Raw genomic sequence first — 21473 nt, 5'->3', positions numbered from 1 at the left:
GGGATAATGAAAAATTATTGATAATCAACTGCTTGATAAGAGCCAAGGAGCATGCATGTCTACAAACAAAGTTGTCGTGATTACCGGAGCATCCTCCGGAATAGGTGAAGCGTCAGCCCGCCTTCTCGCACAACACGGCTTCCAGGTCTTCGGCGGCGTACGCAACCCGGCGCGTGTCAATGGCATTCCCGGCGTGCGCTATGGAACTGTCGACGTGACCGATGACGCTTCGGTCTCCAATTTTGTTCAATGGGTTTTGTCCGAGGCAGGCAAGATCGACATCCTGATCAACAATGCCGGCGTTTCGCTGGTCGGGCCTGTCGAGAACACGTCGCCTTCCGAAGCGCAAACGGTATTCGATGCCAATGTTTTCGGCCCTTTGCGCATGATCCGCGCTGCCTTGCCCTCGATGCGCGCCGCCCGCAGCGGGCTGATCATCAATATCAGCTCGGTCCTCGGCTTCCTGCCGGCACCGTTCATGGGAATATATGCCAGCAGCAAACATGCGCTCGAAGGATTGTCGGAATCGCTGGACCATGAAATTCGTGAGTTCAACGTGCGCGTCGTGCTGGTTGAACCGACCTTCACAAACACCAGGCTCGATGTAAACGCGGCACAGACCGAGGCGCCCTTGGGTGCCTATGCAGCGCAGGCCGAGGCGACCATCAAGGCGGTGCAAGCCCAGATCAAAACCGCGCCGTCGCCTGCAAAGGTTGCCGAGAAGATATTGGCGGCAATCAATGGCCCGTACAAAATGCGTCAACCGGCCGGCGGCCAGGCAACGCTTCTAAGCCGGCTGCGCAGGTTCATGCCGGCAAAAGCCGTCGACAGCAGCCTGCGCAAGACATTCGGCTTCGGAAAGCGTGCTGCGTCCTAAATCTTGCTGAAACTTCCAGACGGCGTCGGCTGACCGGTCGATTAGCAGCGTGATAACCCCAGCGCGCCCGAGCGATTGGCGGAGCACGCTTGTCTAGATTTCCGGCTGGCCGGGGCGCTCACCCCATGCGTTCGGAGGCGTAGCTTCCGGGACTTGCCGGGAAGACGACGGTGCGGTTGCCGTTGATGAAGGTGCGGTGGTGGATATGGGCGTGAATGGCGCGCGCCAAAACCTGGGCCTCGACGTCGCGTCCCAGCGAGACGTAGTCTTCCGGGGACTGCGCATGCGTGATTCGGACCGTGTCCTGTTCGATGATCGGACCTTCGTCGAGATCGGCGGTGACATAGTGAGCCGTCGCGCCGATGAGCTTCACGCCGCGCTCATAGGCTTGTTTGTAAGGATTGGCGCCCTTGAAGCTCGGCAGGAACGAGTGGTGGATGTTGATGATGCGGCCGGACATTTTTTGGCACAGCGCATCCGAGAGAATCTGCATGTAGCGGGCAAGAACAACCAGTTCCGCTTCCGATTGCCCGACGATATCGAGCAAACGCGCCTCGGCCTCGGCTTTGTTGGCCTTGGTCACGGCGATGTGGTGGAAGGGAATGTCGTGATTGACGACCAGCTTTTGATAGTCGTGATGGTTGGATACGACGCCCACGATGTCGATCGGCAGCGCGCCGATGCGCCAGCGGTAAAGAAGATCATTTAGGCAGTGGCCGAAGCGGGACACCATGAGGATCACCTTCATCCGGCGCGAGGCGTCCACCAGTTCGAAGCTCATCTCGAACTGCCTGGCGACTTTCTCGAATCCTTCCCGGATCTCGGCCTGGGTTGCGCCGTCTTCCGAGACGAAGGTCACTCTCATGAAGAACTTCGTGCTCTCGAGATCATCGAACTGAGAGGAGTCGATGATGTTGCAGCCTTTCTCGGCAAGGCAACCCGAAATCGCAGCGACGATCCCGCGGGTCGACCTGCATGAAACCGTAAGAACGTACTGAGACATGGGACTATCCGACTAAAGAAAAAAGACCCGTGCCCGAGGCACGGGGCAGGTAGCCGCGAATGCGGCGGGAGCTCAAATGTCCAGAGTGGTGCTCCGTTCCCACTCGGTGAAATGCGAGCAATAGGTGTTCCACTCGCCGTGCTTCAGTTTGAGGTAGGCGGAGGAGAATTCCCGGCCAAGGGCCGCCCGCAATTCTTCGTCCTTCTCATATTCACGTAGCGCGTCGAGAAGGTTGAGGGGCAGCTTCGGAGCGTCGGTCACGGTATGCCCGTCGCGATACATATCGATATCATAATGGCTGCCGGGATCGGCCTTCGACCGGATTCCGGAAAGGCCGGCGGCAATGATGATCGCCTGCAGAAGATAAGGGTTCACCGCGCCGTCGGGCAGCCGCAGTTCGAAGCGGCCGGGACCGGGCACACGCACCATATGGGTGCGGTTGTTGCCCGTCCAGGTCACCGTATTCGGCGCCCATGTCGCGCCCGAGATCGTTCTCGGCGCGTTGATCCGCTTATAGGAATTGACCGTCGGGTTGGTGACGGCGGCCAGCGCCGACGCATGTTTCATGATGCCGCCGAGGAAGGTCTTGCCCTGAGCGGAGAGCCCGAAAGCCATTTCCTTGTCGGCGAAGGCGTTGACCCTGCCGTCGAGGTCCCAGACCGAGATGTGGGCATGGCAGCCGTTGCCGGTCAGGCCCTTGAAGGGTTTCGGCATGAAGGTGGCGCGAAGCCCGTGCTTTTCGGCGATCGACTTGACCATGAACTTGAAGAAGGAGTGCTTGTCCGCCGTCTTCAGCGCATCGTCATATTCCCAGTTCATCTCGAACTGGCCGTTCGCATCCTCGTGATCGTTCTGGTAGGGCTTCCAGCCGAGTTCGAGCATGTAGTCGCAAATCTCGGCGATGACGTCATAACGGCGCATCACGGCCTGCTGATCATAGCAGGGCTTTTCGGCAGTATCGAACTGGTCTGAAATCACCGAGCCGTCGGGAGAGATCAGAAAGAATTCGGGCTCGACGCCGGTTTTCACCCGGAGCCCCTCTTCCGCAGCCTCGGCGACCAGCTTTTTCAGCACCACGCGCGGCGCCTGCTCGACAGGCCGGTCGTCCATGACGCAGTCGGCGGCGACCCATGCGACGTCTTTCTTCCAGGGCAGCTGGATGACGGAGGAAGCATCGGGAACGGCAAACAGGTCGGGATGGGCGGGCGTCAGATCGAGCCAGGTTGCGAAGCCGGCAAATCCGGCGCCATCCTTCTGCATATCGGCAATGGCTTCGGCCGGAACCAGCTTGGCGCGTTGGCCGCCGAAGAGGTCCGTATAGCTGATCATGAAATATTTGATGCCTCTTTCGGAGGCGTATTGCGAGAGATCCAGTGTCACGTTTGTCCCCTTATGTTGATCTTCGACACTTGATGATGAAGCCGGCCGCATCCTCCCAAACGCGCCCGGCCGGCCATTCTTAAAAACCGGTCTTGCCGGGGATCCAGTTGGTGCCGGCGAGCGGCACCTGCGCCATGGCCGATGCCTCGATCGTCAGTGCGACAAGGTCTTCCGGCTCGAGGTTGTGCAGGTGGTTCTTGCCGCAGGCGCGCGCGATCGTCTGCGCTTCGAGCGTCATGACCTTGAGGTAGTTGGCGAGACGGCGGCCGGCCGCAACCGGATCGAGGCGCTTTGCGAGCTCCGGGTCCTGGGTGGTGATGCCGGCCGGATCCTTGCCTTCATGCCAGTCGTCATAGGCACCGGCCGTGGTGCCGAGTTTTTGATATTCCTCTTCCCAGTGCGGATCGTTGTCGCCGATGGCGACGAGTGCTGCCGTGCCGATCGCGACCGCATCGGCGCCGAGCGCCAGCGCCTTGGCGACGTCGGCGCCCGAACGGATGCCGCCGGACACGATGAGCTGCACCTTGCGGTGCATGCCGAGATCCTGCAGCGCCTGAACGGCAGGACGGATGCAGGCGAGCGTCGGCATGCCGACATTCTCGATGAAGACGTCCTGGGTCGCCGCCGTGCCGCCCTGCATGCCGTCGAGCACGACGACATCGGCGCCCGCCTTCACCGCAAGGGCCGTGTCGTAATAGGGCCGCGCCCCACCGACCTTGACGTAGATCGGCTTTTCCCAGTCGGTGATCTCGCGCAGCTCCATGATCTTGATTTCCAGGTCATCGGGGCCGGTCCAATCGGGATGGCGGCAGGCCGAGCGCTGGTCGATGCCCTTCGGCAGGTTGCGCATATTGGCGACGCGGTCGGAGATTTTCTGGCCGAGCAACATGCCGCCGCCGCCGGGCTTGGCCCCCTGCCCGACCACGACTTCGATGGCGTCGGCGCGGCGCAGATCCCTCGGGTTCATGCCGTAGCGCGAGGGCAGATACTGGTAGACCAGCGTTTGCGAATGGCCGCGTTCCTCATCGGTCATGCCGCCGTCGCCGGTCGTGGTCGAGGTGCCTGCGATCGTCGCGCCACGGCCGAGCGCTTCCTTGGCGTTGCCGGAAAGTGCACCGAAGCTCATGCCGGCAATGGTGATCGGCGTCTTGAGCGTGATTGGCTTCTTGGCGAAGCGCGAGCCGAGCACGACCGTGGTGTCGCACTTCTCCCGATAGCCTTCGAGCGGATAGCGCGAGATCGAAGCGCCGAGAAACAACAGGTCGTCGAAATGCGGAACCTTGCGCTTGGTGCCGGCGCCGCGGATGTCATAGATGCCGGTGGCGGCCGCGCGGCGGATTTCGGCAAGCGTATAGTCGTCGAAGGTCGCAGACTTGCGTGGCGGGGTGTAGGGGTTGTGATAGCTCATGAGTGTCCCTCGCCTTAATACGCGTCGGCGTTGTCGATGTTGAAATTGTAGAGCTTGCGGGCCGAGCCGTAGCGCTTGAACTCTTCGGGCCTGACGCCGGTGATCCCTGCCTTGTCGAGCAGCTCGGCAAGCTTCTCCCGATGCTCCGGCCGCATCTCTTTCTCGATGCAGTCGGAGCCGAGGCTCTTGACCTCGCCGCGGACGAAAAGCTTGGCTTCGTAAAGCGAATCCCCCAGCGCCTCGCCGGCGTCGCCGAGCACGACGAGATGGCCGGATTGGCCCATGAAGGCCGACATGTGGCCGATGCTGCCGTGCACGACGATGTCGATGCCCTTCATCGAAATGCCGCAGCGCGAGGCCGCATTGCCCTTGATGACGAGCAGGCCGCCCCGGCCGGTGGCGCCGGCATACTGGCTGGCGTCGCCCTCGATGACGACGGTGCCGGACATCATGTTTTCGGCAACGCCCGGACCGGCTGAGCCATGGACCGTAACATTGCCACCGTCATTCATGCCGGCGCAGTAATAGCCGACCGAGCCTCTGACGGCGACGGTGACGGGGCTGTCGATGCCGACGGCAACGGAATGGCTGCCACGCGGGTTGATGACCTCGAATGCGGTGTCGTTGGCGCCTTTGGAAAGGGCGTGCAGCGCGCTGTTCAGCTCGCGAAGAGGGGTGTTGGAAAGATCGAATGTGGGCATTGGTTCCTCGTTGATCTGGGAGGCGGGTTCAGCCGGCTCCTGGCTTTCAGGCGCCCCTCAGGCGGCCTTGTCGTGATCCCAGAAGTAGACGGTCGCCGGCTCCGGCTCCCAGACGCGGGCATTCTCGATGCCGGGAAGGTTGACCAGCGCGCGGTATTCCGAGCCGAAGGCGACATATTGCTCGGTCTCGGCCATGACGGCGGGCTTGCAGGCGATCGGGTCGCGCACCACGCCGAAGCCGGACTTGGTGCCGACGACGAAGGTGAAGAAGCCGTCGAGATCGTCGAGCGCGCCGGTCAGCGCCTGGCCGAGATCCTTTCCCTTGGCCATCTCGGCCGTGAGATAGGCGGCGGCGACCTCGGAATCGTTTTGCGTCTCGAAGCTCATGCCTTCACGGATGAGTTCGCGGCGCAGATTGTTGTGGTTGGAGAGCGAGCCGTTGTGCACCAGGCACTGGTCGGCGCCGGTCGAGAACGGATGGGCGCCGAGCGTGGTGACCGCGGATTCGGTCGCCATGCGGGTATGGCCGATGCCGTGGGTGCCGCTCATCGCACGCACGCCGAAGCGCGCCACGACATCCTTGGGAAGGCCGATTTCCTTGTAAATTTCGACGCTTTCGCCCGATCCCATCAGACGGACCGCCGGTCGGATCTCTGCAAGCGCCTTGCGCACGGCGCCAAGCTTCGAGGCTTCGAGCTCGACGACCGCATGCGTGCTCTTGACCGACACCTCGGCTTTGATGCCGGCCTTCTCGAGGTCGCCGGCGAGGCCTTCGAAGTCCGCGCCCGGATTGGCGGACTGAATGGTGATTTTGGCTTTGCCCTCGGCAGAACCGCCATAGATCGCGATGCCGGCCGAATCCGGGCCGCGATCCGTCATGGTGATCAGCATATCCGAGAGCAGATTTCCCAGCTGGGGTTCAAGGCTCTTGTCCTTGAGGAACAATCCAACAATGCCGCACATAGCGTGTGCCTCCGTTCATGTTGCGAAAGGAGTAACAGCTCTGTTTGCAGTCTTCAACTGGGAGGAATAAATTTTTCTTTTAAGGCAATATTAGCCTTTGGTGCTTTGCTGGGGATAGCTGATGATCGAGAGATAGCGGCTCGGCAGTTTCACCAACTGCTCCGGCCCGTGCGGTGCATCCGCGTCGAAGAACAGGCTGTCGCCCGGCTGCATCTGGAAAAGCTGGTCGCCGTGGCGATAGACCACCTCGCCCTCGAGCATGTGGAGGAACTCCATGCCCTCGTGCTGGAAGGTCGGGAAGACATCGGAATCGGCCGTCAGCGTGATGAGATAGGGCTCGACGATGACGCCGCTCGAATTGTTATCGATATGGCCGAGCAGATTATATTGATGGCCGGCGCGCGTGCCGCGCCGTTCGAGCTCGACGCCCTCTCCCGCCTTGACGAAGACGGCATTGCGCGGTTCCTCGTAGCGCCTGAAGAAAGCGGTCAGCGGCACGCCGAGCGCCCGCGACAGCGATTGCAGCGTCGTCAGCGATGGTGAAATGTTGCCATTCTCGATCTTCGACAGCATGCCGAGCGAGATGCCGGTGGCGGCTGCGAGATCGGTGACCGTGATGCCGAGTTTCTTGCGATAGGCCCGCACCTCATGGCCGATCGCCATTTCAAGGTTGTTTTCCTTCGGCTCCCGAACGGCGTGCGGGTCCTGGGAAAAGGGCGCGCGTCCGCCATGTTCCGGTTGCTCTGCCGTTTCACGCTTGGTTGTCATGAATGTCCCGCCGCCTGCTCTTTTGTCCCGATGCCAACCTATCCCCCTGGTGAAGGTTCCTCAACCGTGAAGAAAACCTAATCCCGCCTCGCTTGCCGCGGCGCAATGCCATAAAGGGCGCGGAACATCCGGGAAAAGTGGCTGAGACTGGAAAAGCCGGTGGCTACCGCGATCTCCGAGACGGAAAGTGGGCTCTGCTTCAGCAGGCGGTGAGCATGCTGCAGCCGGATCCTGTGATATTGATCGAGGAAGGTGGTGCCGAGACGGGCCGAGAAGAGCCGGTCGAGATGACGGGCGGAAACACCGGCGATGCGCGCCATGGCGGCGCGGTCGAGCGGCATCTCGATCGTCTCCTCCATACGCTCGAGAACGCTGAGCAGGCCGGGATGATGGACGCCGTAACGCTCGGCGAGCGACGCGCGCTGGGGCGCTGCCGGCTCGTTGACCTCTGTGTGCAGATACCAGTCGCTGACCCGGCGGGCGAAATCCGGCCCCATGCGCTCGGTAATCAGCACATGCATCATGTCGAGCGCTGAGATGCCGCCGCCGCAGGTGATTCTGCTGCCGTCGATCATAAAGCGCGCCTGGCGCGGCGAAAGATCGGGGAAGGCCTCGAGAAGAGCGGCGGCGTACTCCCAGTGGATGGTGAAGTCGCGGCCGGCGAGCAGTCCGGCGGCCGCCATCAGATAGGGACCGCCCGAAATGCCGCCGATCCTGACACCTTCGCGCGACAACTGCCTGAGGCAGGCGAGTACGCCCGGATAGCGCCAGTCGCGCGGCGAGCCGCCGGCGCAGACGAAGGCCGTGCCGAGCCCCGCGCCCCTGATGGGAAGAGGTTCGGCCGGCACCGGCACACCGGAGGAGGAGAGAACAGGCGCGCCGTCCGGCGAGAAGGTCCGCAGACGATAAATATCGCGTCCGGCCAGAAGATTTGCCGCCCGCAACGGCTCCGTCGCCGAAGCGTAGGACATCAGCGCGAATCCCGGGATCAGGATAAAGCCGATCTCCTGGACATTTCTGGTATCGGGTGAGGACATGTCCCTTTTATATTCATTAGTGTCCTAATTGCGCAAGTCCGCGCTGATCTTTCTGGCATCATGCGGCCACTCCATTCGGATTGACCCATGCGCTACTCCGCTCTCTCGATTTTCCTCAACGGCCTTCGCGGCAACAAAGGCTGGGCGCCTGCCTGGCGCGACCCCGCGCCGAAGCCGCATTATGATGTCGTCATTGTCGGCGGCGGCGGCCACGGCCTTGCCACGGCCTATTATCTCGCCAAGGAGTTCGGCATCACCAATGTCGCCGTCCTCGAAAAGGGTTATCTCGGCTCCGGCAATATCGGCAGGAACACCACGATCATCCGTTCGAACTACCTGCTGCCCGGCAACAATCCCTTCTACGAGCTGTCGATGAAATTGTGGGAGGGGCTGGAGCAAGACTTCAATTTCAACGCCATGGTCTCGCAGCGCGGCGTGCTCAACCTCTTTCATTCCGACGCGCAGCGCGACGCCTATACACGCCGCGGAAATGCCATGCGGCTGCACGGCGTCGATGCCGAGCTGCTCGACCGGCAGGCGGTGCGCAAGAAGCTCCCGTTCCTCGATTTCGACAATGCGCGTTTCCCGGTAATGGGCGCCCTGTTCCAGCCGCGCGGCGGCACGGTGCGCCACGATGCGGTCGCTTGGGGTTATGCGCGCGGCGCCGACAGCCGCGGCGTCGACATCATCACCCAGTGCGAAGTGACGGGCATCCGCAGCGAAAACGGTCAAGTCACCGGCGTTGAGACCAGCAGGGGCTTCATCGGCTGCGGCAAGCTGGCGCTGGCGGCGGCCGGCAATTCCACCGTCGTCGCCGATATGGCGGGCCTCCGCCTGCCGATCGAAAGCCATGTGCTGCAGGCCTTTGTCTCCGAGGGACTGAAACCCTTCATCGACAATGTCGTCACCTTCGGCGCCGGGCATTTCTACGTCTCCCAGTCGGACAAGGGCGGCCTCGTCTTCGGCGGCGATATCGACGGCTACAATTCCTATGCCCAGCGCGGCAATCTGGCGACGGTCGAGCATGTCGCCGAAGCCGGCGTGGCGATGATCCCGTCGCTGTCGCGGGTGCGTTTCCTGCGCTCCTGGGGCGGGGTCATGGATATGAGCATGGACGGCTCGCCGATCATCGACCGCACCCATATCGACAATCTTTATCTCAACGCCGGCTGGTGTTACGGCGGCTTCAAGGCGACGCCTGCCTCCGGCTTCTGCTACGCCCATCTGATCGCCCGCAACACGCCGCATCAGACGGCCCGGGCCTTCCGGCTCGACCGTTTCGCCCGCGGCTATCCGATCGACGAAAAGGGCGTCGGCGCCCAGCCCAATCTGCACTGAGGACACTCAACATGGCGAGCCTGATTTCCTGTCCCCATTGCGGCGCCCGGCCAAAGGAGGAATTCGCGATCCGCGGCGATGCCGGCCTTGTCAGGCCAGCGCCGGACGCCGGCGCGGAGGCCTGGTTCGACTATGTCTATCTGCGCGGCAATCCGCGCGGCCGCCACAGCGAATACTGGCACCATTCCTCCGGATGCCGCCGCTGGCTGATCGTCGAACGCGATACCGCCACCCATGCGGTCCATGGCGTCAAAGACGCCGCCCTTTCAAAGCTCGGCGGAGAACAGGCATGACCAGCTTCCGTCTTTCCTCGGGCGGCCGCATCGACCGCGCCAAGACACTCGGTTTCAGCTTCGACGGCAAGGCGCTGGAAGGCCATCCGGGCGATACGCTCGCCTCGGCGCTGCTTGCCAACAGTGTCCAGCTCGTCGGCCGCAGTTTCAAATATCACCGCCCGCGCGGCATCGTGACGGCGGGAGCCGCCGAACCGAACGCGCTGGTGACGACAGGCAGCGGCGGGCGCACCGAACCGAATACGCGCGCGACGATGATCGAGCTTTACCAGGGGCTGACGGCCAGGAGCCAAAACCGCTGGCCCTCGCTCGGCTTGGATATCGGCGCCGTCAACGGCCTGCTCTCGCCCTTCCTCAGCGCCGGCTTCTACTACAAGACCTTCATGTGGCCGGCAGCCCTCTGGGAAAAACTCTACGAACCGGTGATCCGCAAGGCGGCCGGCCTCGGCCGCGCCTCCTACGAAGCCGATCCCGACGCCTATGAGAAATGCTGGGCGCATTGCGACCTGCTGGTGATCGGCGCCGGCCCAGCCGGTCTTGCCGCAGCACTGACCGCCGGCCGCGCCGGCGCTCGCGTCATCCTCGCCGACGAAGGCTCCGAATTCGGCGGCAGCCTGCTGTCCGAGAGCGGCACGATCGAGGGCAAGCCGGCGGATGCGCTTCTCGCCGAGCTGCTGGCCGAACTAGAGGCGCTGGAAAATGTGCGCCGCCTGCCGCGCACGACCGTCTTCGGCTGGTACGACGACAATGTCTTCGGCGCCGTCGAACGCGTGCAGAAACATGTGGCGCTGCCCGATCCGGACCGTCCCGTCGAACGCTTGTGGCGCATCGTCGCCCGCCAGGCGATCCTGGCGACGGGCGCCGAAGAGCGTCCGATCGTCTTCGGCGGAAACGACATACCGGGCGTGATGATGGTGGGCGCCATGCGCAGCTATCTCAACCGGCAAGCAGTCGCGCCGGGCCAAAGCACGGTGATCTTCACCACCAACGATGCGGGTTACCGCACCGCCGCCGACCTCGAAGCGGCCGGCCTCGCCGTGGCGGCGATCATCGACAGCCGCGCGTATGGGGGGAAGACCTGGCAGGGCCGCGCCGAGGTGCTGAAGGGCGCCCGGATCGTCGATGCCCATGGCGGCCAGCGCTTGCGCGGCGTCAGCGTCGAAACCGCGGCCGGCACTCGGCGCATCGAGACGGATGCGCTTGCCATGTCGGGCGGCTGGAGTCCTGTCATCCACCTTGCCTGTCATCGCGGCGGAAAGCCGCAATGGTCGGACGAAGCGGCGGCGTTCCTGGCGCCGGCCACGCAGGAAGGCATTGCCGTTGCCGGCTCCGCGGCCGGGCTTGAGCAAACCGTGGCTTGCCTGGGCGATGGAGCCGCAAAGGCGGCGGCCGCATTGAAAGCGATCGGCTTCGCAGCAGAACCGGCATTTGCCTCAGCCGGCGAGACGGCGCAGCGCGCAAAGCCGCTCTGGTCGGTCAAGGGCTCGAAGGGCAAGGCTTTCGTCGACTATCAGAACGACGTCCATCTCAAGGACCTCGGCCTCGCCGTGCGCGAAGGCTACGGCCATGTCGAGCTTGCCAAGCGCTATACGACGTCAGGCATGGCGACCGACCAGGGCAAGCTTTCCAACATCAACGCCATCGGCATTCTGGCCGAAGTGCGCGGCGTTTCGCCCGCCGAAGTGGGAACGACGACCTTCCGGCCCTTTTACACGCCGGTTTCCTTCGGCGCTCTGACCGGCGCCTCGCGCGGCAAGGATTTCCAGCCGGCGCGCAAATCGCCGCTGCATGGCTGGGCTCAGAAGAACGGCGCGGTCTTCGTCGAAACCGGCCTCTGGTATCGTTCCTCCTGGTTCCCGCGCACAGGCGAGGCGACGTGGCGCGACAGCGTCGATCGGGAAGTGCTGAATATCCGAAAAAATGCCGGCCTCTGCGACGTCTCGACTCTCGGCAAGATCGAAATCTTCGGCCGCGATGCCGCGACCTTCCTCGACCGCATCTATTGCAACGGCTTCGCCAAGCTTGCGGTCGGCAAGGCGCGTTACGGCATCATGCTGCGCGAGGACGGCTTCATCTATGACGATGGCACGACCAGCCGCTTCAGCGACGAGCATTTCTTCATGACGACGACGACGGCGCTTGCCGCCGGCGTGCTCACCCATCTCGAATTCTGCGCCCAGACGCTTTGGCCGCAACTCGACGTCTGCTTCGCCTCCTCGACCGATCAATGGGCGCAGATGGCCGTTGCCGGGCCGAAGTCCCGCGCTGTCCTTTCGGAAATCGTCGACGAGGACATCTCCGATGCGGCCTTCCCTTTCATGAGCGCCCGCAAGGTTTCGCTATTCGCAGGCCGCCTCGAAGGCCGGCTGTTCCGGATCTCCTTCTCCGGCGAACTCGCCTACGAGCTGGCCGTGCCGGCCGGCTACGGCGAGAGCGTTGCCGACGCCATCATGGCAGCGGGCGAGAAACACGGCATCTGCGCCTACGGCGCCGAAGCGCTCGGCGTCCTGCGCATCGAAAAGGGCCACGTCACCCATGCCGAAATCAACGGCACGGTCACCCCAGGCGATCTCGGCTTCGGCCGCATGGTTTCATCGACCAAGCCGGATTTCATCGGCAAGGCGATGCTCGCCCGTGAGGGCCTGCAGGATCCGGAACGGCCGCGCCTCGTCGGCGTCAAGCCGCTCAACCCGGCAAGCGGCTTCCGCACCGGCTCGCATATCCTTGCCGAAGGCGCTGCGGCGACACTCGAAAATGATCAGGGCTATGTCACCTCAAGCGCCTTTTCGCCGACGCTCGGCCATAAGATCGGCCTGGCGCTCGTCCGGCGCGGGCCGGAGCGCATCGGCGAGAAGGTGACGGTCTGGAACGGCCTGCACAATGAATTCATCGAGGCGGTGCTCTGCCATCCCGTCTTCATCGATCCTGAAAACGAGAAGCTCCATGCCTGATCTTCCCCAGCACAGGCCGGTTCTCGCCGGCGCCAGATATAACGGTGCGGCAGGATCCGCCCTCCGGCTGGAAGCCTTGCCGGAAGGCCATCTGCTGCACGTGCTCGGCACGATCGAGCCGGCCGCACTTGCCGCCGAACTGGCAAAGATAGGCCTTGCGAACAGTTCGATCCGGCAGGCCGGCTTCCGCCAATGGTTCGTCGCCGGTGACGCGCCGCTTGCGCCGGCAAAGCTCGACACTCTTACCGCAGCGCTTGCCGGAAAAGCCTTCGTCATGGACCAGAGCCACGGACGCGTCCGCATTGGCATTTCCGGCCGGTCTTCGCGCCTGCTTCTTTCAAAGGGCACCGCCGTCGATCTCGATCCCGCCGTTTTTGCCGAAGGCAGCTCGGCCATGACGATGGTCGGCCATATCTCTGTGCAGATCGCCCGCACCGGCGACGACAGCTTCGAGCTTACGGTCCTGCGCAGCTTCGCCGAAAGCCTCTGGGACGAACTCAGGCATATGGCGGCGAGCGCCGAAAAGGACGGCGGCGTATAAGGCCATTCGTTCCGCCGACGCCGGACATTGACATGGTAAAGTTAGGCTCTTATGTTACATGTAACATTTAGTGGAGCTAACTAGTGGCAACGCCTGTCAATCAGAGAGTCCAAAAGCGCCGTGAGACCTTGCGGGCTGCTGGGCTGCGACCGGTGCAGATATGGGTGCCCGATACCCGCCGCCCGGGGTTCGCCGATGAATGCCATCGCCAGTCCGTTCAGGCCGCGCTCGCGGATGCAAGCGATCGCGATTTGCAGGATTTCCTCGATGCGGCTCTCGCCGACCTGGATTCCGAAGGTGAAACGTGAGGCGCGGTGACATCGTCACGGTTGCTATGACAGGCGATTTCGGCAAGCCTCGTCCGGCGCTTATCATCCAGGCAGATCAGTTTGACGCAACCGGCACAGTCACCGTGCTGCTGATATCAGGCACGCTCATCGACGCGCCGCTTATTCGGCCGATAATCGAACCGACGGCGCTCAGCGGCTTGCGCAAAGTCTCGCAGGTGATGGTGGATAAAAGCATGTCCGTAAAACGGGATAGAATCGGCCCGATAATCGGTCGCCTGGAAGATGATGCTCTCCTGGCGGTCACAAGATCGCTCGCCGTTTTTCTGGGTATCGCCTAAGCCACATCCAACCCGCTTTGCAGGTCGCATCCGCCGATGGGGCCTTAAGCCGGTTCCCGCGCGGCGGGACCGGCCTTCGCCCATTCGGGAAGTTCTCCGCCCGCTATCTCTTCCATGGCATCGGATGCGAAACTTGGCACGACGCCGGTCCACAGCAATGCGCCGTCGGAATTGGAATGGCCGTCGCCTTCGAGCTTGTAGATGCTTTCGACGATATACTGGCCGTCATCGTTGAGGCCCTTGATCTCGGAAATCTCGATGACCCGGCGTCTGCCGGTGCGCTTGAAGCGGGCGATCTGTACGACGACATCGACGGCGGAGGCGATCTGGGCGCGCAGCGGCCGGAGCGGCATGTCGATATCGGACATCAGCGCCAAGGTTTCCAGCCGGTGCAGGGCGTCGTAGGGGGTGTTGGCATGCACAGTCGAAAGGCTGCCGCTGTGGCCCGAGGTCATCGCCTGGATCATATCGAGCGCCTCGCCGCCGCGGCATTCGCCGACGATGATGCGGTCGGGCCGCATGCGTAGCGACGAGCGGAACAGGTCGCGGATGCTGGCGCCGCCGCGGCCGAAACGGTCGGGCTTCGTCACTTCGAGATAGACGACGTGCTCTTTGCGGATCTGCAGTTCCGACGTGTCTTCGATGACGATGATGCGCTCGTGGTCGGCAAAGGCTTCCGACAGCGCGTTCAGCATCGTCGTCTTGCCGGTGCCGGTGCCGCCCGAGATGATGACGTTCTTCTGCAGGCCGACGGCCGCCTGCAGCAGCGCAAGCGATTGCTCGGTCAGGCTGCCTTGGGTCACGAGGTCGCGAATGCTGCGATGTTCTTTCAGGAAGCGGCGGATGGAGATGCAGAGCCCGGTGCGGGCGGCGGGCGGCTGGATCATCTGCACGCGCGAGCCGTCCGGCAGACGAGCTTCCACGCTCGGCTCCTCCGGCGTCAAGCGCTTGCCTGAAAACTGCGCGATGCTGCGCGCGGCCGATTCCAGATCTTCGCGGCTGGCAAAGCGCGTATCGGCGCGTTCGAGCTTTCCCCGCCGTTCGACGAAGATGTCGGAGGTCCCGTTGATCAGGATTTCGGAAACGCTGGGATCCTCGAGCAGGAAACGGATCGGACCCAAGAGTTTGTCCAGCGCCCGGGTCAGGACCTGGAAGGTCGCCTGTTCGGCGGCGTCGTCGGAAACGGCCTTCATCAGAGCGGCATCCCGACAAGAACAGTGCTCATGCCGAACAGCGTGACCATCATCTGAACTGCGGTCGGGAAGAACATCATCAGTGGAATGAGGACCAATGCAAGTATCAAGACGCTGCTCATCGTTTCCATGGTTCTTTCTCCGGAACGATTGAAGGGTCATACCCAATATGTCGGATAAGCTTAATCCAGATCGCTAAGCAACGCCATGGGCGCGTGGCGCGCGGACGGGCGATGCGGCTGATCCGATCCGGATATTCTATCGCCTTGAAAGCATTGGCCGATTATGGGGCAGTGGACGATCGTCGGCCAAACGGCGGCGGGACGGTTACTTTGAGGTGAAAAGATAGCCGATTCAGCAGGTTAGTTGAAAGCGGCCGCCGTCAATTCCGTTTCATCAAGAGACGCCTCCAAGTCAGTTGGAAGCCTTCGTTTCGTTTGCTTGACGGAGGGCTGGCCTTGGGCGCACTCTTGGGTCTTAATGGTGTTGCTCAACAAGCGTTGGCCGCCGGGGAAGATAAACCGAAGCAGAAAATATCATTAGAACGAGCAACGTGCCGTTTCGAAACGATAGCGTATTCTTGCTTCATCTTCACCAAGGTCTTCGATCCGAAACAAACCTAGGAACGAGGAATACGCAGATGTTTGGAAACCTCAAGACTCTCGCAATTGCACTTCACAAGGACGAGCGTGGCGACATGGCCCAGATCGTGCTCGCCGTCGCGCTGATCGTCATTCCGCTGATGCTGCTCTTGCTCGCATTCGGCAAACAGATCGGCGAATGGTTCAACGAAAAGAACACGGCTCTCTCCGACGCCGAGAGAATTCCTGAGCCGGGCCAATAATCGGATCCGTGTCATGGACATGACCTATGATCTGACCCAGATGCCTGCGGCGACGGCTCTTGCCGTCGCCTGCGCCACGACCGCGGCGGTGCTCGATCACCGCCATGGTCACATCCCGAACGCCGTGACCTATCCCTGCTTGCTTGCCGGCTTCGTGCTGGCAGCAATCAGCGGCGGTCTGGCAGGGATCGGCCTTGCCTTTGCCGGCCTCCTTGCGGCCGGCATGATCTTCATCATCGCCTTCGCAGCAGGAAGCTGCGGCGGCGGCGATGTCAAGCTGATGGCGGCGCTCGGCGCCATCCTCGGCCTCTGGCCCGCCATCGACGTGATGCTCGCATCGCTCACCGTCGGCGGCGTGATCGCCGTCTTCTCCATGGCACGGCGGGTTCAATGGAGCGGCTTGTTGCGGGCGGTCGGACTGTTCGTCTTGCTGCTGCCGGCGGGTATCCGCGGCGCCGCTGCGGTGCTGAAGCCGCGCGAAACACATCATACCATCCGCTTCGGCGTCGCCGCCGCTCTCGGGCTCATCTGGTGCCTTTTCATGCCCGATTTCACCCCTCTTGCCTTCGTGAGGTAACGGCAATGCGCCCTGAACTCGAACGCCCCATTTTCGACGGTGCCTTCTGGAGTTCGATCCTGCACTCGCGGACCTTCTGGATTCCCGAGGATCACGGCGCCCTCTTCGGTACCTTTGCGATCGCCCTTGTGCTCTTCGCCTCGATGCTGCTGCTGCCGCGGCTTTCCGCCCGCCGGCGCCGGATATCGGAGCTTCATGGCGATATGTCGGGCAGCACCACGATGATGGACTTCGTGCTCGTCACGCCGGTCTTCGTCTTCTTCATGTTCGTGGTGTTCCAGTTCACCATTCTGGCAAAGAACCACCTTTTCACGCATTACGCCGCCTATGCGGCGGCGCGCAGCGCCCGCGTCTATTTCTGCCCGGCCCTGCCGATCACCATCCGCAGCCTGATCGACGCCAAGACCTGCGACGACGATGCTGCGCCAGGGAAGGCCGATCTTGCCGCTCGCCTGGCGCTGATCCCGGCCGCACCCTACGACCAGCTCAGATGCGTCGGCGCGTGCCAGCCGCCGGAAGAGGCGCTGAAGAACCTTGCCGATGCCTCGGGCCTTTCGAAGAACTGGCGCGCCATGCACAATCAGGCCCGCTACATGTTCGACCCGCAGAACGTTACCGTGACCGTCGACCGCGCGCCGATGGCGCTCTTTGCCGCCATCAACCGGTCGCCGCACGTGCCCGTCACCGCCAGGGTCGAAGCCCGCTTCCTGCTGCTCGAATATGCCGGCTGGGTCTTCGCCCGCGGCCAGAGGAAGGACGGCCGCTACTACACGATCTCGACCGCGGAGGTGAACCTGCTATGACACCGACGTTCATCAAACGCCTGCATCGCGACGACCGCGGATTCCTGTCGCCGATCATCCTCTACATGACGATTGCGCTCGCGCTGATGATCGTCTGGATCCTGAACACCGGGCAGATGATCTACGACAAGCAGCGCACGCAGGATACTGCGGATGCCGCGGCCCTCGTCCACGCCGATTGGGAAGCACGCTATCTCAACATCATGGCGATGAACAATGTCGCCTCTTCCCAGGCAACCGTGGTCATGGCGACGTCGGTCGCCTACCAGCTCACGACGGCGGAACTGGCCCTGCGCTCGGGCGTCATTCTGGCGAAACTTGCCGAATATTCCTTCACGGAAGGCTTCGGTCCGGCATCCCTGCTGCCGCCGCTTCCGCCGATGCCCTATTGCCCCGGCTGGCAGAAGGTCCCAATCGTCGGCGGCATTATCTACGGCGCTTGCCTGGCGTTTCAGGGCTTCCGGGCGACCGAAGCCACCAAAGCGATTGCCTATACGGTGGCCGCGCAAGTCAAATACGATCCCTGGGGTCTCATCAACAAGTCGAGCGACATCATCGATGCGATGAACGACCTGAACGATTACCTCGTGGAAAGCTTCCCGCAGCGCGTCGGCAACGAGGCCCTGCATCTGGTGCGCCTGAACAAGTCTGACCACGTCGTGTTTCATCCGCCGTGCGAATCCTGCAACGACGCCGGAGAAGGCGCCGGCGGCAACCTGCCGGTGGACCGTGATGGCGCCAATCCCGTCGCCGCCTATACGGAAATGTGCCTTGCCATGTCGAATGGCACCCAGGGACAGGATCCGCTTCTCATGCGCGGCGAGTTTGCCAACCGCGGCTTCCCCAACGGCAAGGGTCCGTTGACCGCGGGCGGCGTCGACGGCAGCCATATCCGTGATTGGGTCAATCATGAGAGCGGCATCGACGATCAGCTGGTGGAGTTCTACATCTTCTACGAAGCCTTCGGCCCGGCCTATCTCAGCAAAGTTCCCTTCAAGGCGATCGTCGAACAATGGGCCGGCGATCTCGGCTTCTGGGAAGAAGTAGCGCTCGATGTCAGCTTCTGGCTCGCCGACAAGGTCTTCGGTGTCGGCTTCGGCATCACCAACCCCTTCCAGCTGCCGATCGACGTGCCGCCGCGTTATTCCGACGCGCAGACCAAGGACGAGAACGATTTCACCCGCAAGTTCGACATGATCTGGAACCAGGTCTGCGGCCCTGCCGGCGGCGCGATCTCGGTGGCCGGTGCCAGCCTGCCCGTCCTCTCCTTCCCGAAGCCCTATTGGCTGAAGGGCCGCATTCCCTTCAACTTCACGCCCTTCGGCGGCGACCAGCTCACCGATTACCAGACGCTGGCGGTCGTTTCGCGTGCGCCGCGGGCGAGGCTCCAGGTCCGGCTGTTCAAGGACAAGACGCCCTCCGCCTATGCTTTCGCACAGAGCTGGGTGCACAATTACACGGCCTTCGATCTCTACACGCAGGACTGGCTTGCCTCGCTTGCGCCCGCGACGCTCGCCGACGATATCGGCGCCGTCTCCAACACCATCAAGCAGAGTCAAGCCGCCGACAGTTTCACCGGCTTGACGCGGGTCTTCGACCAGGGGGGAGCCAATGCCTGGGCTGACGTCAACACACACTGAGCATGCCGGTGGCGCTCCGGCCGGCGGCATCTTGATGCGGCTGCACCGCGACAGGCGCGGGCTTGCCTCGATCGAATTCGTGCTTGCTGCGCCGGTGATCCTGCTGATCGTGATTTTCGTCATCCATGCGAACAGGATTTCGACCAAGAAGGTCGGGACCATGCTCGCCATGCGCAACGCCGCCTTCGCCGAGGCCAACGGGCTGAACTGCACCTCCGACTTTTCGAACGTCTTCCCGCTCCCGGCCCTGCCGGCGCTGCCGGGACGCGATGCCATGAACTGCTCGCGCACGCCTTCCCATGAAGGCGACGGCGATCCGCAGCGCACCTTCGTCTGGGACGACGTGCAGAACACGCTGAAGAGCGACGGCCGTGATTTCGGCGATATGGTCGGCGATCTCGCCAACGAAAAGCCGCAGCTCGTCACGGCGACGGCAGACCGCGTCTACAAGTTCCGGGATTCCGACGATCTCGATACCATCCGGAGCCTCCGCTGGAAGGATGCCTTCACGGTGGACGACTCGACGCTCTTTGCCTCCCACAACAACGACACCACGAGCCGAGGCTATGACCCGACCCTGCGCCGGGAAATCCGCGATGTCGCCAGCGATTCCGGCGATCTCTTCGACGGCGTCTTCCCGGGGGCGAAATAAAATGAAACAGGCCGCGCGCATCTCCCGTCATCTGGCGGTCTTGGCTCTCCTCATCGGGATTGGCGCCCTGGTCGCGGCCACTCCAGGCCGCGCCGAGGTCTACAAGGATTTCAGGGCGACGCTGAATTCGATGCTGGCCGGCATTCTCGGCGCGCCGGAGCGCTCGCCGCGGGATCTCGTCATCAACGGCCAGCCGCTGCAGTTCACGCCCTATCAGAGCGATCGCAGCATTTCCGATATCACCGACGAATGGCTGCGGGTTCTGGCCGCCAATACCCGGCCCGCCTTGCCGAAAAGCAACGATAAAGACGAATTGACGGCCGTCATCGCCGCCAACATGCTGATCGTCCCGAAGACGAGCCGTATCCGCGACGATCTCGCCGTGGTCGTGCGCTTCTTCGATGGCGACGGCGAAGCCGCGCTTGAGTATCTGCGCCGGCAGGATCCGGAAAATCCGTCGGCACGGGGGCCGATACCAGGCGTTTCGATCATGATCCGCCGTCCCGCCGATGCGCCGGCGACCGAGGTGCTGATGAGCCGCTTCGACGATGTCGCCGCGACGCTGCCGGCCTTTGCAGCGCCCGCCGATACTGGCAAACTGCCGCCGCCGCTGCGCCCGCCGCCCGGCGTCGAGGTGCTGAGCGATATTGGCGACCGCGACAATGGCCACATGTCGCGCACGGTCGTCTCGAAAGGCACGCTGTCGGCCGCGCGCTGGTCCGATGCCCGCGCCGATCTTCTCGCCCGTGACGGTTTCACCATCGAGACGCCGCCGGCCCAGCGCGGCAGAGTGACGGCGCTTTATGGCCGGCGCGGCAGCGTCGAGGCCAATGTTCTCTACACCCGCAGCAAAAGCGACGGCAGCACCGTCGAAGTCATTCAAATCAGGCAACCCTTCGTAGAGGGAATCACACCATGAACTGGAAGCTCATTGCGGCTGTCATTGTCGGGCTCATTACGGGCGTCCTGCTGTATTTCTGGACGGAGAGCGTCAAGAACGAGCAGACGGCCTATGCCTTCATGCGCCTCCAGCCCGACAGGAAGGTGACGAGAGGGCAGGCGATCACGCCCGATATGCTCGCCGAACCGGTGATGCTGCCGGAGAGCTTCGGCGCGCTCGCCAAGCTCGCCGTGCCTGCGGCGAGCGCCTATCAGGAATGGCTGAAGGATAGGACCGCTGCCGCCGACATTCCGGCCGGTTCCGTATTGCTCTTCCAATATTTCGACGATGCCGACGGCGGTCGCCTGACGACGATGATTGCGCCCGGCAAACGGGCGCTGACGCTTCCCGTCAATGCGGCTGCTGCCGTCGGCCACTTCGTCGAGCCCGGCAGCTATGTCGATATCATCGGCACGGTCGACGAACCGGTCGAGCCTGTCGCGCCCCCTGCTGCGACCCAGCCGGGAGTCCCCGGCCAGGCACCTGCCGCTCCCGGCCAAGCGGCTGCTGCAGCCGGACAGCCGCAGGCTCCGGCCCAGCCGGCCTCGCCGGTCGAGCAGATGCTGAAGAACTATCTCACCCAATATCCCGGCGCCGACGAGAACGACGTCAACGCCTACCGCAAACAGGCACAGGACTATAAGCTCGGCATCAGCTCGCGCACCCGCGTCGTCACCCGCACCTTCCTGCAGAACGTCAAGGTCCTGGCCGTCGGCGCGGCGACGACTGCCGAGGGCGCCATCACCAAGGCCAACAGCACCTACAACAACGTGACCGTCGAGGTGACGCCTTCGGAAGCGGAAATGCTGATTTTTGCCCTGGGCCAGTCGAATGGCAGCCTGAACATGGTGCTGCGCAATCCGGCCGACAATAGCGTCGAGGACCTGCCGAGCATCAACTGGACGCGCATGTGACCGCCGCATGAGGGAGTGAGCC

21 protein-coding genes and 1 pseudogene are annotated in these 21473 nt (G+C 62.9%); 14 read left to right on the top strand and 8 right to left on the bottom strand.

Translation table 11 applies throughout. The features are described 5' to 3' along the window. The first annotated feature begins 55 nt into the window (after positions 1-55). The gene (locus tag ATY77_RS28775) at positions 56-877 is read left to right on the top strand and encodes an oxidoreductase (protein ID WP_088689887.1); all 822 of its coding nucleotides are present in this window, start codon (positions 56-58) and stop codon (positions 875-877) included. Positions 878-995: 118 nt separating this feature from the next. On the opposite strand, the gene purU is transcribed toward ATY77_RS28775, so the two are convergent. The 7 genes from purU to ATY77_RS28740 form a co-directional block, all read right to left on the bottom strand. After that, the gene (purU, locus tag ATY77_RS28770) at positions 996-1880 is read right to left on the bottom strand and encodes a formyltetrahydrofolate deformylase (RefSeq protein ID WP_088689886.1); all 885 of its coding nucleotides are present in this window, start codon (positions 1878-1880) and stop codon (positions 996-998) included. 72 nt (positions 1881-1952) lie between these two features. Further along, the gene (gene glnT, locus ATY77_RS28765; protein WP_088689885.1) at positions 1953-3260 is read right to left on the bottom strand and encodes a type III glutamate--ammonia ligase; all 1308 of its coding nucleotides are present in this window, start codon (positions 3258-3260) and stop codon (positions 1953-1955) included. Between the two features lie 79 nt (positions 3261-3339). After that, positions 3340-4668, bottom strand: a complete 1329-nt coding sequence (locus ATY77_RS28760; RefSeq protein ID WP_088689884.1) for an FMN-binding glutamate synthase family protein — start codon at positions 4666-4668, stop codon at positions 3340-3342. 14 nt (positions 4669-4682) lie between these two features. After that, positions 4683-5369: a GXGXG domain-containing protein gene (locus ATY77_RS28755; RefSeq protein ID WP_088689883.1), complete on the bottom strand. Its 687-nt coding sequence runs from the start codon at positions 5367-5369 to the stop codon at positions 4683-4685. A 57-nt stretch (positions 5370-5426) separates the two neighbouring features. Then, positions 5427-6332, bottom strand: coding sequence for a glutamine amidotransferase family protein (locus tag ATY77_RS28750; protein WP_088689882.1), 906 nt, complete (start codon positions 6330-6332; stop codon positions 5427-5429). 90 nt (positions 6333-6422) lie between these two features. Further along, complete coding sequence (locus tag ATY77_RS28745; RefSeq protein ID WP_088689881.1) at positions 6423-7100, bottom strand: helix-turn-helix domain-containing protein; 678 nt, start codon at positions 7098-7100, stop codon at positions 6423-6425. 77 nt (positions 7101-7177) lie between these two features. Further along, positions 7178-8137 (bottom strand): GlxA family transcriptional regulator, encoded by a 960-nt coding sequence (locus ATY77_RS28740; RefSeq protein ID WP_088689880.1) that lies wholly within the window; start codon positions 8135-8137, stop codon positions 7178-7180. 87 nt (positions 8138-8224) lie between these two features. On the opposite strand from ATY77_RS28740, the gene ATY77_RS28735 reads away from it, so the two are divergent. From ATY77_RS28735 to ATY77_RS28710, 6 genes are all read left to right on the top strand, one after another. Continuing rightward, a complete protein-coding gene (locus tag ATY77_RS28735) occupies positions 8225-9475 on the top strand; it encodes a sarcosine oxidase subunit beta family protein (RefSeq protein WP_088689879.1) in 1251 nt (416 codons plus the stop codon). A gap of 11 nt (positions 9476-9486) precedes the next feature. Beyond that, complete coding sequence (locus tag ATY77_RS28730) at positions 9487-9768, top strand: sarcosine oxidase subunit delta (protein WP_088689878.1); 282 nt, start codon at positions 9487-9489, stop codon at positions 9766-9768. Continuing rightward, positions 9765-12719: a sarcosine oxidase subunit alpha family protein gene (locus tag ATY77_RS28725; protein WP_088689877.1), complete on the top strand. Its 2955-nt coding sequence runs from the start codon at positions 9765-9767 to the stop codon at positions 12717-12719. The genes ATY77_RS28730 and ATY77_RS28725 overlap by 4 nt, the downstream gene beginning before the upstream one ends. Further along, on the top strand, positions 12712-13260 hold the full coding sequence (locus ATY77_RS28720; protein ID WP_088689876.1) for a sarcosine oxidase subunit gamma family protein: 549 nt from the start codon (positions 12712-12714) through the stop codon (positions 13258-13260). Before ATY77_RS28725 ends, ATY77_RS28720 begins: the two co-directional genes overlap by 8 nt. 83 nt (positions 13261-13343) lie before the next feature. Continuing rightward, a complete protein-coding gene (locus ATY77_RS28715) occupies positions 13344-13568 on the top strand; it encodes an antitoxin MazE family protein (protein WP_088689875.1) in 225 nt (74 codons plus the stop codon). Beyond that, positions 13565-13888: a type II toxin-antitoxin system PemK/MazF family toxin gene (locus tag ATY77_RS28710; RefSeq protein WP_088689874.1), complete on the top strand. Its 324-nt coding sequence runs from the start codon at positions 13565-13567 to the stop codon at positions 13886-13888. Before ATY77_RS28715 ends, ATY77_RS28710 begins: the two co-directional genes overlap by 4 nt. Positions 13889-13932: 44 nt before the next feature. Here the strand turns inward: ATY77_RS28710 and ATY77_RS28705 are convergent. Beyond that, positions 13933-15330: pseudogene (locus tag ATY77_RS28705) on the bottom strand (ATPase, T2SS/T4P/T4SS family). A gap of 391 nt (positions 15331-15721) precedes the next feature. Between ATY77_RS28705 and ATY77_RS28695 the strand changes: the two are divergent. The 7 genes from ATY77_RS28695 to ATY77_RS28665 are packed head-to-tail and all read left to right on the top strand — an operon-like array spanning position 15722 to position 21451. After that, on the top strand, positions 15722-15925 hold the full coding sequence (locus ATY77_RS28695) for a hypothetical protein (RefSeq protein ID WP_088674954.1): 204 nt from the start codon (positions 15722-15724) through the stop codon (positions 15923-15925). A gap of 13 nt (positions 15926-15938) precedes the next feature. Beyond that, on the top strand, positions 15939-16502 hold the full coding sequence (locus ATY77_RS28690) for a prepilin peptidase (protein ID WP_088689872.1): 564 nt from the start codon (positions 15939-15941) through the stop codon (positions 16500-16502). 5 nt (positions 16503-16507) lie between these two features. Continuing rightward, complete coding sequence (locus tag ATY77_RS28685) at positions 16508-17305, top strand: TadE/TadG family type IV pilus assembly protein (protein WP_088689871.1); 798 nt, start codon at positions 16508-16510, stop codon at positions 17303-17305. Continuing rightward, the gene (locus ATY77_RS28680) at positions 17302-18945 is read left to right on the top strand and encodes a Tad domain-containing protein (RefSeq protein ID WP_088689870.1); all 1644 of its coding nucleotides are present in this window, start codon (positions 17302-17304) and stop codon (positions 18943-18945) included. The genes ATY77_RS28685 and ATY77_RS28680 overlap by 4 nt, the downstream gene beginning before the upstream one ends. Continuing rightward, positions 18917-19597: a TadE family protein gene (locus tag ATY77_RS28675; RefSeq protein WP_088689869.1), complete on the top strand. Its 681-nt coding sequence runs from the start codon at positions 18917-18919 to the stop codon at positions 19595-19597. Before ATY77_RS28680 ends, ATY77_RS28675 begins: the two co-directional genes overlap by 29 nt. 1 nt (position 19598) lies before the next feature. Then, entirely contained in the window at positions 19599-20516 is a 918-nt protein-coding gene (locus ATY77_RS28670) for a hypothetical protein (protein ID WP_088689868.1), read from the top strand. Next, on the top strand, positions 20513-21451 hold the full coding sequence (locus ATY77_RS28665) for an RcpC/CpaB family pilus assembly protein (RefSeq protein ID WP_088689867.1): 939 nt from the start codon (positions 20513-20515) through the stop codon (positions 21449-21451). Before ATY77_RS28670 ends, ATY77_RS28665 begins: the two co-directional genes overlap by 4 nt. The last annotated feature ends 22 nt before the right edge of the window (positions 21452-21473 follow it).

This window comes from Rhizobium sp. R634 (assembly GCF_002211305.1).
Classification (GTDB): Bacteria; Pseudomonadota; Alphaproteobacteria; order Rhizobiales; family Rhizobiaceae; genus Rhizobium.
Note: the sequence above shows the minus strand (reverse complement) of the source record. Positions and strands in the feature narration are given on the sequence as shown.

What these genes read in the sequence shown, in the direction of transcription:
- ATY77_RS28775 (WP_088689887.1), top strand. Translation starts at nt 56, where the DNA reads ATGTCTACAAACAAAGTTGTCGTGATTACCGGAGCATCCTCCGGAATA.
- purU (WP_088689886.1), bottom strand. Translation starts at nt 1,880, where the DNA reads ATGTCTCAGTACGTTCTTACGGTTTCATGCAGGTCGACCCGCGGGATC.
- ATY77_RS28760 (WP_088689884.1), bottom strand. Translation starts at nt 4,668, where the DNA reads ATGAGCTATCACAACCCCTACACCCCGCCACGCAAGTCTGCGACCTTC.
- ATY77_RS28755 (WP_088689883.1), bottom strand. Translation starts at nt 5,369, where the DNA reads ATGCCCACATTCGATCTTTCCAACACCCCTCTTCGCGAGCTGAACAGC.
- ATY77_RS28750 (WP_088689882.1), bottom strand. Translation starts at nt 6,332, where the DNA reads ATGTGCGGCATTGTTGGATTGTTCCTCAAGGACAAGAGCCTTGAACCC.
- ATY77_RS28745 (WP_088689881.1), bottom strand. Translation starts at nt 7,100, where the DNA reads ATGACAACCAAGCGTGAAACGGCAGAGCAACCGGAACATGGCGGACGC.
- ATY77_RS28740 (WP_088689880.1), bottom strand. Translation starts at nt 8,137, where the DNA reads ATGTCCTCACCCGATACCAGAAATGTCCAGGAGATCGGCTTTATCCTG.
- ATY77_RS28735 (WP_088689879.1), top strand. Translation starts at nt 8,225, where the DNA reads ATGCGCTACTCCGCTCTCTCGATTTTCCTCAACGGCCTTCGCGGCAAC.
- ATY77_RS28730 (WP_088689878.1), top strand. Translation starts at nt 9,487, where the DNA reads ATGGCGAGCCTGATTTCCTGTCCCCATTGCGGCGCCCGGCCAAAGGAG.
- ATY77_RS28725 (WP_088689877.1), top strand. Translation starts at nt 9,765, where the DNA reads ATGACCAGCTTCCGTCTTTCCTCGGGCGGCCGCATCGACCGCGCCAAG.
- ATY77_RS28720 (WP_088689876.1), top strand. Translation starts at nt 12,712, where the DNA reads ATGCCTGATCTTCCCCAGCACAGGCCGGTTCTCGCCGGCGCCAGATAT.
- ATY77_RS28695 (WP_088674954.1), top strand. Translation starts at nt 15,722, where the DNA reads ATGTTTGGAAACCTCAAGACTCTCGCAATTGCACTTCACAAGGACGAG.
- ATY77_RS28690 (WP_088689872.1), top strand. Translation starts at nt 15,939, where the DNA reads ATGGACATGACCTATGATCTGACCCAGATGCCTGCGGCGACGGCTCTT.
- ATY77_RS28685 (WP_088689871.1), top strand. Translation starts at nt 16,508, where the DNA reads ATGCGCCCTGAACTCGAACGCCCCATTTTCGACGGTGCCTTCTGGAGT.
- ATY77_RS28680 (WP_088689870.1), top strand. Translation starts at nt 17,302, where the DNA reads ATGACACCGACGTTCATCAAACGCCTGCATCGCGACGACCGCGGATTC.
- ATY77_RS28675 (WP_088689869.1), top strand. Translation starts at nt 18,917, where the DNA reads ATGCCTGGGCTGACGTCAACACACACTGAGCATGCCGGTGGCGCTCCG.
- ATY77_RS28670 (WP_088689868.1), top strand. Translation starts at nt 19,599, where the DNA reads ATGAAACAGGCCGCGCGCATCTCCCGTCATCTGGCGGTCTTGGCTCTC.
- ATY77_RS28665 (WP_088689867.1), top strand. Translation starts at nt 20,513, where the DNA reads ATGAACTGGAAGCTCATTGCGGCTGTCATTGTCGGGCTCATTACGGGC.